The organism is Clostridium psychrophilum, from assembly GCF_018861705.1.
Taxonomy (GTDB): Bacteria; Bacillota; Clostridia; order Clostridiales; family Clostridiaceae; genus Clostridium_AD; species Clostridium_AD psychrophilum.
In genome coordinates this window covers 1-13759 of the sequence record NZ_JAHLEC010000090.1, presented here as the reverse complement: position 1 = coordinate 13759, position 13759 = coordinate 1, and the positions used below count along the sequence as shown (strand labels likewise).

Sequence of the window (13759 nt, the reverse complement as noted above, 5' to 3'; positions counted from 1 at the left end):
ATTGTTCTATGCCCAGAATGTGATGCAAATATGATAATCAAAGGACGATGAGATTATCATATTTGCTTGGCATAAGGGTTTTTACTCGACCGTAGGGAGATTTTGTTCTTACGGTAAATCAACTTAGAAAAATAATTTACAATAGAATTTAAACGGAGGTTTAAAATATGAAATGTAAAAAATGTGGGGCTGAGGTATCGGAACAAAGTTCATTTTGTGCTATTTGTGGGCATGACTTGAGAGATATTGATGATTTGGATTATAGTGAAAAACAAGAATTTACACAAAAAATTGATATATGTAAAAACACAAAAGTATTTCATAAATTTATGGAAAAATTTTCAAAGAATATTAATTCAGCAAAGATTAAATTATCAAAAAAAACAAAAGAGTTACGTAAATCAATGAAAAAACTTATGAAGAAATTTACGGAAAACATTCATTTAATCAGGATTCAATTATCTAAAAAAACAAATGAGTTACATAGGCAAATTAAAAAAATTGTGAAGAATATTAATTCAAATTCATTAGTAATTATTGATGGGTCGACATGTGTAACTGAAGACAATTATACTTATGTGCGTGGTAGTGTTAAGAATATTGGAAATAGAACGATAAAATATTTTGAAGTAAATGTAAAATATGAAGATGTAAATAAAAATGTTTTGGATTCTGATTTTACTAATTGGAATCGAAAGGTACAGTCTGGAGAATCTAAAGAATTTGAAATTAAGCACCACATTAATAAAAATTATCAAAGTATTAAAATATCAATTAACAATAATAAATTTTTCTTTAAAAAATGAGCTGATTTTAATATTAAGATGAGTGTGTTACTATGTTCAGAAAAATGAGAAGAATAAAGCAATTATTGTCAAAAGAAGAAACAATTGAAATTTTACAATCGTGCACATCAGGAGTTTTAGGTGAATAATAGGTAAAAAGTGTAATGAAGTTGTTTTGATAAACTCATTAATTAATAGGAAGTAACCTTTGAGAATAAAATCTTGGAGGTTTTTAATTTTAATAACAAGTTGTTATTAACAAGTGCTATAGTTTCCATAATTTAACATTCCTATTATTTGTTTTACATATATTTTGTGATGAAAAATTAATTTTAAACGAGCAGTATTTTCTATATATTCTTTTTTGTTTATTTTTATATTTCACCAGATTCAAGTGCATTATCAATGGGTTTTAAAATTACTTTACTCACAAAAATAAGACTGATGAACATGACTTTATTACTGATAAAGCTGGAGTAATTATAGTGGATAGTGATAAAGAATTTATAAATACTGATTTAAGTCAAGATGAGTATACAAAAAAGGCATTAAAGGGTGAAACTTCTTTGAGTTCGGTATATATGTCCGTTGTTAATTCTAAGCCAGTAGTTACATTTTTACAGCCAATAAAGGATGAGAATAATAATATAATTTATCATCCTGAAAAAAATCGTATAAATAAAAAACTAGAAATCCCTGCACTTGTTAGTATAACTAAAGATAATAAGAACTTTGAAAATAGTGATATGAAACAGCTAACATACAAGACAGGTAAAGATAGATTTGACGCATTTTATATTAGTGTACCTGAGCTAAAAAGTTTAGTAGTTCTTACAGTAAAGGAGAAAGATGTTAAAAGTTCATCTAATCTAGTAGGAAAGCTCATAGCATTAATGACATTTATAATGATTTTGGTAATTAATGAATGTAAGAAATTTTTATTCCTGAACATTCGCTAATATTAATGAGGGTTTACATTTTTTGAAACCCTGAGCAATGGTTTTATCTATAAGAGAATCCGTGATAATATAGTCAATTTTATTTAATGGCGCGATATTTATTAATACATCTCTTCCTAACTTGTTACTATCAGCAGCTACATAAATTTCTTTTGACCTTTCAATTATCTTTTTCCTTGTAACGGCTTCTTGCATATTAAAATCAGAAACACCATTCTTTGCAGTTATGCCTCCTGCACAAATAAAACTTTTTTGTATGTTCAATTGTGAAAAGTTAAAAATATAGTCAAAGGTTACAACTGAGCATTCCTCATGTCTTATTTTTCCGCCTATAATAATTATTTCAAAGTCAGTATTAATTAATTCATTAACTACCGCAATAGAATTAGTTATGATTGTTAGATTTTTTTTGTCTCTAATATGTTTTGTAATATGATACGTGGTTGAACCACTATCAATAAAAATACAATCCCCATCATTAATAAATTCACAACACTTTTTACCTATCAAATCTTTTTCTTTCAGATTATTTACCATTCTTTCTTCTATTGAAGGCTCATTTAAGATTGATTTTTTTAGCTTTGCACCGCCATAGACTTTTTCAATTTTATCTTGTTTTTCTAAAATAGATAAGTCTCTTCTTACTGTTTCAATAGATACATCGAATTTAGTCATGAAGTAGGATATAGTAACTACATCTTTATTCGATAGCAAGGCTAGATACTTTTTTTGTCTTTCCACTGGTAACATATAATTCACCTCACTTAATTAATATTTGATTTATTATACAAATATTATCATTAATAAAGATAATATTCAACATATTATTGCCAAGTTCTTAAATTAAATTTGTAATCATATTGTCTTAACATTGTAAACATATTGCAATGATTTACACACAATTAACCAGAACGTAATACGAATTAACAAATAATACTTTATACTTAAGGAGCAATGAAATATTGAAATAGTGGAGGTGAGAAGTTGTTAGAACTAAAAAATATTAAAAAGACATTTGATAACAAGGTAGTTCTTTCTGAAATAAGTCTTCAAATTGAAAATGGTGAAATTGTATCAATGCTTGGTGTTAGTGGAAGTGGAAAGACCACATTACTAAATATAATTTTAGGACTAATTCCTATGGATAGTGGTTCAATTATTTATAATGGTGAGGATATAAGCAAAGTAGCTATGAAGAAACGAGGTTTTAATATTGTGTTTCAAGATTATGCGCTTTTTCCTAATTTAAATGCTTTTAAAAATATTATTTATGGACTTAGAAATAAACCTAATTTATTAAGCAAAGAGGAACTTGATGACATCATTGACTTTTTAGAGTTAAGACCACATTTATATAAGAAAATCGAGGAGCTCTCAGGTGGTCAAAAACAAAGAGTAGCACTTGCTCGAACACTTGTAACAAAACCTAAAATACTTCTTTTAGATGAACCTTTAAGTGCACTTGATGGAGTAATAAAAGAAACTATTAAAGATAGAATTAAAGCAATTACTAAAAAATATAAGATAACAACTATTATTGTAACACACGACCCTGAGGAAGCCTTGACCATGTCTGATAAAGTATTGATTATTGATAAAGGCAGTATATCACAGTATGGGACGCCTAAAGATGTTATTACTAAACCTAATAATAGCTTTGTAGAAGAATTTATAGTTCACCAGTTACAAATAAAAAGAGATAATATTCATAATTTGTTTGGAGCGTGTTATGCATAGTAAAAAGTTAGAAATAAAAATAATTTTTATTTGTATTGTTTTATTTTTTATAATATTTCTTTTTGCACCATTAATTACAATTTTGAAAAATTCTTTAAATAGTTTTATTCCATTGCTTCATAATAAGGATATTCTAATTGCTACAAAAAATAGTATTGAAGTTTCTGCTATTGCTGCAATAATAACAACAATTGTTGCTTTCATTTTGGCTTATGCAGTAAATTGTACAAATATATTCAAATTCCTAAGCTTAGTAATTAGAGTCGGAATTTCTGTTCCAATGCTTTTACCTACAATTACTTATGGATTTGCAATTATATATTCTTTTGGGAAACAGGGTTTTTTAACAAAGATTTTTGGAAGACAGTTGTTCGAGATTTATGGCTTTAATGGTTTGTTACTTGGTTATGTTATATACACAATACCTTTTGCATTTCTTCTTATTAATAATTCATTTGGTTATATTGATAAGAGGTTTATGACTATATCAAATTTGATGGGTGATAATTTCTTAAGAAGTTTTATAAATAATATAATTCGTCCTCTCATTGGAACGTTTGGTGGAGCTTTAGTTTTAACATTTATTTTGAGTTTTACGGATTTTGGAATACCAACATCTGTAGGAGGAAATTATACTGTTATATCTACAATGTTATACCAGGTTATGTTAGGAGCTATACCAGATTTTAATAGTGGTTCAGCTATTGCAGTGATAATGCTTTTCCCTTCAATTATTGGCATAATATTTTTAAGCTATTTAGAAAAATTTAATTTCCACTATGATAAGTTTACCAAAACGGTATTAGTTAAAAATAGATTCAGAGATATTAGTTTTGGAGCTATATCTATTTTAACAATACTAGCAATAGCATCAGTATTTTTGGTAATGTTTATTGCACCTTTTGCTGTTAACTATCCTTATAATATGAAGTTTACTACTAAATATTTAATTGAATTGTTTTCTTCTAGCCAAAATATAGACGTTTATATAAATTCTCTATTTGTTTCAATAATATCTGCAGTAATAGGAGTAATAATTTCATATATCGCAGCATTAATAAATGTTCGTACAAATAGTAGGAAGATTGTAACAAAAAGTATTGATGTTTTTTCTATGGTTACCAATACTGTGCCAGGGATGGTACTTGGACTTTCATATTTAATGTTTTTTAATAATAGTGACTTAAAAGGAACATTTACAATAATCATTGCTTGTAATATTATTCATTTATTTACAACACCTTATTTGATGGCAAAAAATTCACTTTCAAAAATGAATCCTGCTTTTGAAACCACAGGTGAGCTTATGGGTGATACTTGGATTAAGACAGTAATAAGAGTGATAATCCCTAATTCAATATCTACAATTATAGAAATGTTTGGTTATTATTTTATTAATTCAATGGTTACTATTAGTGCAATTATATTTCTTGTAAGTGCGGGAACAGCTTTAATGACTAGCAAGATTCAGGAGTTACAGTACTTCCAGAATTTTAATCAAATATTTCTTTTATCTATAATTATTTTCATAACGAATATTGTTATTAAAATATGCTGCGAAATAGCAAACAAAAAAAATTCGATTAAAAAAGGGGAAATTGTATAATGAAAAAACACTTAAAGTTTATCTCAATTTTAATGTTCTGTTTTGTGTTAGTAGGGCTTACAGGATGTGCTAGTAAAAAGGCTCAGAAGGTTGTCATCTACACCAATGCAGATGATGCAGCAGTGCAAGCAATGGAAAAAAGTTTAAATCAGGCAGGTTACAATGGTAAGTATGTATTACAGTCCTTTGGAACTGCTGAACTTGGTGGAAAACTCATGGCAGAAGGAGACAAAATTCAAGCTAATTTAATCACTATGAGTTCATATTTTATAGACAGTTCACAGAAAAAATATAATATGTATGAAAATTTAAACTTTACTACTAATTCAATTGAAAAATATCCAACTTATTATACACCAATCCTTGCAAATACAGGTTCAATATTTGTAAATACACAGGTTATGAAAGATAAAGGTTTGACAATGCCAACATCTATTAAAGATTTATCTAAAGATGAGTATAAGGGATTAGTATCTATACCGAACATAATGAGTTCATCTACAGGTTGGCTTCTTGTTCAAGGCATAATGAGTCAGTATGGTGAAACAGAGGGCAAGGTCATTCTTCATAAAATAATTGTAAATTGTGGTCCTCATCTTGAAGCTTCAGGTTCCGGCCCAATAACTAAAGTAAGTGATGGAGAAGTTGCAGTTGGATTTGGACTTCGTTATCAAGCAGTAGCTGCTAAGGCATCCGGAAAGCCAATAAATTATGTTGATCCAATTGAGGGTAATTATTCACTTACAGAATCAATTGCGGTAATTAAAAAAAGTGACAGCGCTACAACGAAACTTGCTGGAGATATGCAAAAAATTATAATTACAAAAGCAAGAGTTGAGCTTATAAAAAGTTATCCTGTATCACTTTATAAAGGTGAAACTGTTGCCAATTTGAATAAACCAACTTACTCTAAAAAGTTTTCAGAGCCATTAACAGTAGAACTATTACAAAAACATCAGAATTTCTTTAAGGCAGCAAAATAATAAAAGAAATGGAGATATAAAATATGAATAAATATAAACTTTTAACACCAGGACCACTTACAACATCTAATTCCGTTAAAGAGGAAATGCTATTTGACCGTTGCACATGGGATGATGAGTACAAAGCAATTACACAGAAAATTAGAAAGCAATTACTTGAAATTGCTGGAGCTTCAATGAAAGTGTATACAACTATTTTAATGCAGGGAAGTGGTAGTTTTGGAGTTGAAGCTGTTTTAAACTCTGCGATAGGGGAGGAAGATAAGTTACTAATAATATCAAATGGAGCTTATGGAGAAAGAATTGTAAAAATGGCTAAATGTATAGGCATTAATTATGTTTGTTATAGTTCGCCTTATGACAAGGTTTTAGAAATTGATGAAATAAAGGATATTCTTAATAAGGATAAGGCAATAACGCATTTAGCTATGGTCCATTGTGAAACAACCACAGGTATATTAAATCCAATTGAGAAAATTGCAAACCTATCTAAAGAACAAGGTAAAATATTAATTGTAGATGCAATGAGCAGTTTCGGTGCAATACCTATTAATGTTCAAAATTCAGGTATTGATTATTTGATTAGTAGTGCAAACAAATGCATCCAAGGAGTACCGGGTTTCTGTTTTATAATTGCAAAAATAGAAAGACTTCTTAAATGTCATGGGAATTCTAAAAGTTTATGTTTGGATTTATATGATCAGTGGAAATGTATGGACAAGGATGGAAAATGGAGATTCACATCACCAACTCATGTGGTTGCTGCTTTCTCGAAAGCAATAGACGAATTAATTGAGGAAGGCGGGGTAATAGCCAGAAATGATAGGTATAAACATAATAATTATTTGCTAAGAAATAAATTAAAAAGTATAGGTTTTGATGCTTATATTAAAGAAGAACTTCAATCGCCTATCATAACTACATTTGTTTTTCCTAATAAAGAATTTAATTTTATTCACTTTTACAGTTATGTAAAGGAAAGAGACTTCGTTTTATATCCAGGCAAATTAACAGAGATAGACACTTTTAGAATTGGTAACATTGGGGAAATTTATAAAGAAGATATTGAAAAACTCTGTTTAATAATACAAGAGTATATGGAGGAGAAATAATGAATAAAGTTGAAGGAGTAATTTTTGACTGGGCAGGAACAACAGTAGATTTTGGATGCTTTGCACCTGTAAATGTATTTATGCAAGTATTCAAAGACAAAGGTATTGAAGTAACAATGGAGGAAATAAGACAACCTATGGGAATGGCTAAAAGAGAGCATATTAAAACTATGCTTGAAATGAAGCGAATAAAAAGTTGTTGGAGACAAAAGTATGGTAAAAATTTTGATGAAAAGGATATAGATATTTTATATTCAAATTTTAAAGCTCTACTTATTAATTCACTATCTACGGTTTCTATACCATTACCTGATGTTTGCGAAACGATTAAAGTGTTAAGGCATAATGGCATAAAGATTGGTTCAACTACTGGGTATACAGATAAAATGATGGAAGTAGTTTTAGAAAGTTCTAAAAGCAATGGGTATGAACCTGATTTTTGGATAACTCCAGATTCAACAAATTCTTGTGGAAGGCCTTGTCCATATATGATTTATAGAAATATAGAAGCTCTAAAGCTTTCAGCAACATGGAAGGTAATAAAAGTGGGGGATACAATAGCAGATATAAAAGAAGGCATAAATGCTGGAGTTTGGTCTGTAGGAGTTGTTGTTGGAAGTTCACAGATGGGATTAAGCTATGATGAATTCCAGAGTTTATCTGAAAATGAAAGAAATGAAGTTATAAAAGAAACAGAGTTAGCTTTTTTAGAGGAAGGAGCAGATTTTACAATAAAGACAATGAAAGAATTGCCTGAATTAATAGAAAAGATTAATGAACTAATAGAGAATGGTAAAAATTAAATGCAAACTAAAATGGAATTAAATCGTGAAGGTGATGTGAATTCTACATCAGCTCGCAGAAATTTCACAGATAATCTTTCTCTAAAGAGTAAAATAATATTAAAGGCTGATGAGTCTTATTTTATTAAACAATCAATGTCATCGCCTTGCATGAATGTGATAACAAAAGTTGAGGATTGTTATATAGAGGATATGTCAGGAAAAAGATATCTCGATTTTCATGGAAATAGTCTTCATCAAGTGGGATACAAAAATCCATATGTAATAAAAGCAGTTAAAAATCAGTTAGATGATCTATCATTTGTTCCAAGAAGATATACTGCAGAAATTGTTGTAAAAGCTGCAAAAGCCTTGGTGGATAAAACAATTTCAAAAGATTATAGGGTTCTTTTCACTCCATCTGGTAGTGCTGGAGTTGGAATCGCACTTAAAATAGCCCGCAAGGTTACAGGAAAATACAAAGTGATTTCTTTATGGGAATCATTTCATGGGGCAGGTCTTGACACAATTTCTGTTGGAGGAGAATATGTATTTAAAAAGGATATGGGACCTCTTATGCCTGGATGTATAAGAGCAATACCTTATAATGCCTATAGAAATCTTATTAATAGTTCCTCTAGTGAAGCAGTTGCAAATTTTTGTCTTGATTATCTTGAGTATATTATAAGGAATGAAGGAGAAATAGGAGCAATATTATTAGAACCCGTTAGAGCAACAGATACACATATTCCTCCCAAAATGTACTTTGAAAGGCTAAGAAAAATTTGTGATGAAAATGAAATTTTATTGATTTTTGACGAAATTCCTACAGCACTTGGTAGAAGTGGTAAGTTTTATGTACATGAAACTTTTAATGTAGAACCTGATATACTTGTACTTGGAAAGGGTCTTGGAGGTGGTGTAATACCTCAAGCTTGTGTACTTACAAAAACTAAATATGATATGGCACAAGATATTTCACTTGGTCACTATACTCATGAGAAGCCAGCTTTAGGGTGTGCTGCAATTCTTGCAACAATTAATTATATTGACGATTTCAATCTTCTTGAAAACTGCAATACATTATCAATATTTGCTAGGAAATGTTCGAAAAATCTTTATGAAAAATATGAATGTATTGGAGATATAAGAATAATAGGACTTCTAATAACTTTTGAAATGGTGAAGAATAGAATCTCAAAAGAGAAAGATGACGAAATTACAGAAAAAATTCTTTATTATTGTTTGAGTAATGGTTTATCATTTAAATTATCAAATGGAAACTGTATAACTTGGCATCCTCCATTGATAGTTACTAAAGAACAATTATATTTTGCATTTAGTTTACTTGAGGAAGCTATTAGCTCTTTTGAATAGTACTTACCAGTTTTGATTCTCTTAATCCGTCTGTGCTATATTTACCATAATTGTATTTCTAACCGCAAAAATCATTTGCACTAATTTCATATATAAATCTGACTTTGTATACCGGGAAAGGTGCTAATTTCAACCCTTTAGTAATCTTCTAAGAATTAGATGAAAACTAATTACAAACAATTAAAAGTTAAAGAGAGTAATACTTATTCCCTTTAACTTTTATGAAATAATAGCTATTATTTCATTCATATTAAGCTTAAAAGTATATGGCTATATATTAACGGCGTAGTAGAATTCTTTTAGATTGATGATTATGTGGAAATACACCAACATTATATCCATATGATTATAAACTTTTCATATTTTGTGAACTCTTTGAAATATGTTTCAAGAATAAATATAAAAAACATATACAAATAAATGCAAATATAGCAAAAGCGATAATCATGAATATATTATTAGAAGAAGTCTTTTGCATTGTAACAACTGTTAAACAGATAATATTAATAGTGGTTAATATAGCGAAAACTATCATAATTGGGGCAAGAAGATACCCAAGTGTTTTCTTTTTAATTATCATGACTGAAGAAATAAAGATTAATGGCAAGAAAAAAGAAAAGTCTAAAACCTGAACCGGATTTGTAAGTAAATTATCCTTTGTTAGGTTCGCTGGTACTGTATTAGTTAAAACTGCAGGAAGCGAATCAGAGAGCCACATAACAGTGAACATGGAGGCTATTATAATTAAAAAAATCCCAATTGATTTAGTAGGTACTTTTTCTGTAAACCAATTTTTAAAATCTTCATTAATATATTTAATGAAAAAAATAAGTACAGAATAAATGGATAAACCTAATATCAAACAATAAATATGAAATAAAAAATTAAAATGAACAGCAAAACAATAGATAACATAAGTATAAACATTTATGATCATGGTAGCAATCCAAATAATTTTTGCGATTTTGTTTCCTTTTGAGGCATTGAAAGCGGAAAGTAAAAGAATAGGTGATATAATAAATAAATTAGAAATATCTTGTCCAATACATTGTGATAAAATATTCACAGTTTCCTTAGAATATAATTGCTCATGCCAAATACCTATACTGCTGCATGTTGCAACGAGTAAAACTATTAGAATTGTTAAATATAGCAGGATTTTATTATTTCTTGGTTTAACACTAATGTTATCCAAATTATTCAACTCCTTCACCTTTATTATCCATCTCATTAATAGTTAACATCATTTTATTGATTACTCTTCTTGCAATTGCTAATTCATCTTTATCTATATCTTTAAATAATGTTTCAGTAAACACGGCACCTTCCTCTTTAATCATTTTCCAAAAGTCATAACTATTTTCTGTCAATTTAAGTCTAGTTGTACGGGCATCTTTTTTATCCTTTTCCAGAACCAATAATCCTTTTTGTTCCAGCTTTAAAGCAACCTGCTTCACATTTTGATGGGAACTTCCCATTTCATTTGCAACTTCTTTCATTGTAGGTGGATTATCAAATAAATTGTCTATAATAACTGATAAAAACCACTGCTTTGTTGTAATATCAAATCGATTGAATTCTCTTTGGAGCAGGGTGTCCATCCTGTTAGAAACTATAAAAATCGATCCAAATAAATACTTCCGATCACTCATGATTTCAGGTTTTCTCATAAATACCTCCTACATACAATATTAATAGGTAATACATTACCTATTAATATTGTATGTTATCTTTTTTTATTTGTCAATATATTTTATTTGTCTAATTTAAATTTATTTACAGAAGTTTGGCTATATTTAGTAATCATCTTATTTAAATACTACGTTATATTTAAATAAGATGATTATACTAATTCTTTATCAAAACAGCTCGCTTTCGGTATTTAAATATATGCATTAGAAATAAAAACAATTTGTTTTCAATTGTAATATATTTGCAAGCAGATAAAGAAGTAAGATTATGTAGAATGGTAGATAGAGATGATACAATAGAAATATCATGGCATAATGAGAACAAATTTAATATTATACCATGTGATTATGTGGTAAATGCTAACATATCATTAAGAGATGTATTTAATGATGTACAAAGTATATTTCAGCAATTTTAATCAAAAAAATATAGTAACAATAAAGAGCTAAATTTTATATTAATAATAAATTAACTTAAGTTAATGTCCAAGACAAACCCAGGCATCATATACGATTTTCACTAGTCTCATCTTTATAGTGTAAATGACCCCAAGAACACATTCCTTCTAAAATTGGCATTAGAGATAATCCTTTTTCTGATAAAAAGTATTCTACCTTTGGTGGAACTTGGTGATATTCCTTACGAACTATTATATCATTTGCTTCAAGCTCCTTAAGTTGAGAACTTAACATTTTATGAGTGATCCCTTTAATACATTTTTTTAATTCTCCATAACGCAAGATTTTACGTCCTGATAACCAAAACATTATTGTCATTTTCCATTTGCCACTAAATATAGACAATGTATATTTAAATGGTGCTGAGTAAACCTCTTCTTCTTGTTTCATAACATTACTCTCCTTTTAGTTAGTATCTTACATTAAAGTGCATACTGTTATTATTATCATACTAAATATATAATAATATATATAGAGATTCGTTACAAAGTAAATTAATTATTAGGTACATATAATACAGAGTGGAGGTTTAATTTCAAGAACAGGATAAATAATGTAGTAAATGAGGAGGAATATTATGACACAAAAAAAGTCGGATTTACTTAAACGTCTTCAGCTTCTGAAAGAAGCATATTTAAAGGTTAAGCCAAGCATTACCATTGGGCGTGCCTTGGCTTATACTGAAATTGCAAAAAAATATCCTGACCTCCAAAGGAATGTGCTTAGGGCTAAAGGATTTAGAAGGGCATGTGAAACTGCCCCACTGCTTATACAAGAACATGAACTTATAATCGGCCACCCTTGTGGCAAACCGCGTGCAGGTGCATTTTCACCAGATACCGCATGGAAGTGGGTCCGTGATGAACTAGATACTATCGGTACTAGATCACAGGATCCTTATTTCATAAGCGAAGAAGACAAGAAGATTATGAGAGAGCAATTGTTTCCATTTTGGGAAGGTAAATCTCTAGCGGAGAAATGTGAAAAAGCTTTTCGCAAAGAAGATTTGTGGGAATTCGGCGCCCAGGCGTGTATAAGTGATTTGACTTATCATATTACCAGCGGTGGCGGAGATACTAGTCCTGGATATGATATTATCCTTTTTAAAAAGGGTATTTGCGGAGTTAAGGCTGAAGCTGAAGCTTATCTTGCCGGATTATCCGCGAGCATGATTGATAACAAAGATAAAATTTCTTATTACCAAGCTGCAATAGAAACCTGTGAGGGAATTCTCACATATGCCGCTCGTCTTTCAGCATATGCATGGGAACTGTCCGAAAAGGAAAAGAATCCAAAGCGTAAAGCAGAGCTTAAAAAGATTGCTGAAATCAATACCCGAGTGCCGGCAAATCCACCGAAGACATTTCAGGAAGCATTGCAGTCCATTTGGACAATACAGTCACTGTTTTTGATGGAAGAGAATCAATCTAGTACATCACTAGGCCGTATTGACCAGTATGTGTTTCCTGGTTATTCATCAGATATTGAAAGCGGAACGCTTAGCAAGCAGCAGGCTTTTGAATTGATAGGTTGTTTCATGATCAAATGTTCAGAAATGATTTGGTATACACCGGAAGCGAGCTCCAAATATTTTGCGGGATATATGCCTTTTATCAACATGTGTGTAGGTGGACAAAAACGTGAAGGAGGAGATGGTACCAACGAATTAACATATCTGATTATGGATGCTGTGGAAAAAGTTAAGATATACCAGCCATCCCTTGCCTGCCGTATTTACAATCAGTCTCCACATCGTTATTTAGAAAAAATAGTGGACGTTATTAAATCTGGCGCGGGTATGCCTGCATGCCATTTTGATGATGCGCATATCAAAATGATGCTTAGGAAAGGTTTTAATTTTGAAGATGCTCGAGACTATTGCCTTATGGGATGCGTGGAACCGCAAAAATCGGGACGTATTCACCAGTGGACAGCCGGTGGGTTTACACAATGGCCTATCACCATTGAAATGGTATTTAATCGTGGCGTTCTTAAGTCATATGGAGGCAAGCAGTGGTTGGACACCGGTGTATTAGAAAAATTGACAACTTATGAACAATTTGATGATGCTGTGAAACGACAGCTTGATTATCTACTGGAGATGAATGCCAGAGGTACTGTTCTAACGCAGAAAATTTTCAGAGATGTTACACCTACTCCCTTGTATAATCTAATTATAAGTTTGATAAGAAACCTTCTTTAAATAATACGAATGATTTCTTACTTATCTTTATTAATGTTAATGTTTATTTTTATTCATTTCTAAAT

13 protein-coding genes and 1 pseudogene are annotated in these 13759 nt (G+C 30.0%); 10 read left to right on the top strand and 4 right to left on the bottom strand.

Going from position 1 to position 13759, the window contains the following annotated elements; all coding sequences use genetic code 11:
• Positions 1 to 167: 167 nt before the first annotated feature.
• Together KPL38_RS14830 and KPL38_RS14820 are read left to right on the top strand one after the other, a co-directional pair.
• Positions 168 to 806 (top strand): FxLYD domain-containing protein, encoded by a 639-nt coding sequence (locus tag KPL38_RS14830; protein ID WP_216289924.1) that lies wholly within the window; start codon positions 168 to 170, stop codon positions 804 to 806.
• Between the two features lie 464 nt (positions 807 to 1270).
• Positions 1271 to 1744 (top strand): PDC sensor domain-containing protein, encoded by a 474-nt coding sequence (locus KPL38_RS14820; RefSeq protein WP_216289923.1) that lies wholly within the window; start codon positions 1271 to 1273, stop codon positions 1742 to 1744.
• Here the strand turns inward: KPL38_RS14820 and KPL38_RS14815 are convergent.
• A complete protein-coding gene (locus KPL38_RS14815; RefSeq protein WP_216289922.1) occupies positions 1724 to 2494 on the bottom strand; it encodes a DeoR/GlpR family DNA-binding transcription regulator in 771 nt (256 codons plus the stop codon). The genes KPL38_RS14820 and KPL38_RS14815 overlap by 21 nt on opposite strands.
• Positions 2495 to 2728: 234 nt before the next feature.
• Here KPL38_RS14815 and KPL38_RS14810 point away from each other — a divergent pair, with 234 nt between their 5' ends.
• Genes KPL38_RS14810 through pbfA form a run of 6 tightly spaced genes read left to right on the top strand, consistent with a single transcriptional unit; the run spans position 2729 to position 9341 of the window.
• Positions 2729 to 3481: an ABC transporter ATP-binding protein gene (locus KPL38_RS14810; RefSeq protein ID WP_216289921.1), complete on the top strand. Its 753-nt coding sequence runs from the start codon at positions 2729 to 2731 to the stop codon at positions 3479 to 3481.
• Positions 3474 to 5087, top strand: a complete 1614-nt coding sequence (locus KPL38_RS14805) for an ABC transporter permease subunit (protein WP_216289920.1) — start codon at positions 3474 to 3476, stop codon at positions 5085 to 5087. Before KPL38_RS14810 ends, KPL38_RS14805 begins: the two co-directional genes overlap by 8 nt.
• Positions 5087 to 6070, top strand: a complete 984-nt coding sequence (locus KPL38_RS14800) for an extracellular solute-binding protein (protein ID WP_216289919.1) — start codon at positions 5087 to 5089, stop codon at positions 6068 to 6070. Before KPL38_RS14805 ends, KPL38_RS14800 begins: the two co-directional genes overlap by 1 nt.
• Positions 6071 to 6093: 23 nt before the next feature.
• Complete coding sequence (gene phnW / locus KPL38_RS14795; RefSeq protein WP_216289918.1) at positions 6094 to 7182, top strand: 2-aminoethylphosphonate--pyruvate transaminase; 1089 nt, start codon at positions 6094 to 6096, stop codon at positions 7180 to 7182.
• Positions 7182 to 7985, top strand: coding sequence for a phosphonoacetaldehyde hydrolase (gene phnX / locus KPL38_RS14790; protein ID WP_216289917.1), 804 nt, complete (start codon positions 7182 to 7184; stop codon positions 7983 to 7985). The genes phnW and phnX overlap by 1 nt, the downstream gene beginning before the upstream one ends.
• Positions 7986 to 9341, top strand: a complete 1356-nt coding sequence (gene pbfA, locus KPL38_RS14785; RefSeq protein WP_216289916.1) for a (R)-1-hydroxy-2-aminoethylphosphonate ammonia-lyase — start codon at positions 7986 to 7988, stop codon at positions 9339 to 9341.
• Positions 9342 to 9687: 346 nt separating this feature from the next.
• On the opposite strand, the gene KPL38_RS14780 is transcribed toward pbfA, so the two are convergent.
• Positions 9688 to 10536, bottom strand: a complete 849-nt coding sequence (locus KPL38_RS14780) for a hypothetical protein (RefSeq protein ID WP_216289915.1) — start codon at positions 10534 to 10536, stop codon at positions 9688 to 9690.
• A 1-nt stretch (position 10537) separates the two neighbouring features.
• Positions 10538 to 11011: a MarR family winged helix-turn-helix transcriptional regulator gene (locus KPL38_RS14775; RefSeq protein WP_216289914.1), complete on the bottom strand. Its 474-nt coding sequence runs from the start codon at positions 11009 to 11011 to the stop codon at positions 10538 to 10540.
• 263 nt (positions 11012 to 11274) lie between these two features.
• Here KPL38_RS14775 and KPL38_RS14770 point away from each other — a divergent pair, with 263 nt between their 5' ends.
• Positions 11275 to 11451, top strand: coding sequence for a hypothetical protein (locus tag KPL38_RS14770; protein WP_216289913.1), 177 nt, complete (start codon positions 11275 to 11277; stop codon positions 11449 to 11451).
• 85 nt (positions 11452 to 11536) lie between these two features.
• Here KPL38_RS14770 and KPL38_RS14765 read toward each other — a convergent pair whose 3' ends face one another.
• On the bottom strand, positions 11537 to 11881 hold the full coding sequence (locus KPL38_RS14765) for a winged helix-turn-helix transcriptional regulator (protein WP_216289912.1): 345 nt from the start codon (positions 11879 to 11881) through the stop codon (positions 11537 to 11539).
• A gap of 208 nt (positions 11882 to 12089) precedes the next feature.
• Between KPL38_RS14765 and KPL38_RS14760 the strand changes: the two are divergent.
• Positions 12090 to 13670: pseudogene (locus KPL38_RS14760) on the top strand (pyruvate formate lyase family protein); the annotation flags it as partial.
• Between the last annotated feature and the right edge of the window lie 89 nt (positions 13671 to 13759).

Coding starts and splice junctions, on each gene's coding strand:
- KPL38_RS14830 (WP_216289924.1), top strand. CDS start 168: ATGAAATGTAAAAAATGTGGGGCTGAGGTATCGGAACAAAGTTCATTT.
- KPL38_RS14815 (WP_216289922.1), bottom strand. CDS start 2,494: ATGTTACCAGTGGAAAGACAAAAAAAGTATCTAGCCTTGCTATCGAAT.
- KPL38_RS14805 (WP_216289920.1), top strand. CDS start 3,474: ATGCATAGTAAAAAGTTAGAAATAAAAATAATTTTTATTTGTATTGTT.
- KPL38_RS14800 (WP_216289919.1), top strand. CDS start 5,087: ATGAAAAAACACTTAAAGTTTATCTCAATTTTAATGTTCTGTTTTGTG.
- phnW (WP_216289918.1), top strand. CDS start 6,094: ATGAATAAATATAAACTTTTAACACCAGGACCACTTACAACATCTAAT.
- phnX (WP_216289917.1), top strand. CDS start 7,182: ATGAATAAAGTTGAAGGAGTAATTTTTGACTGGGCAGGAACAACAGTA.
- pbfA (WP_216289916.1), top strand. CDS start 7,986: ATGCAAACTAAAATGGAATTAAATCGTGAAGGTGATGTGAATTCTACA.
- KPL38_RS14775 (WP_216289914.1), bottom strand. CDS start 11,011: ATGAGAAAACCTGAAATCATGAGTGATCGGAAGTATTTATTTGGATCG.
- KPL38_RS14765 (WP_216289912.1), bottom strand. CDS start 11,881: ATGAAACAAGAAGAAGAGGTTTACTCAGCACCATTTAAATATACATTG.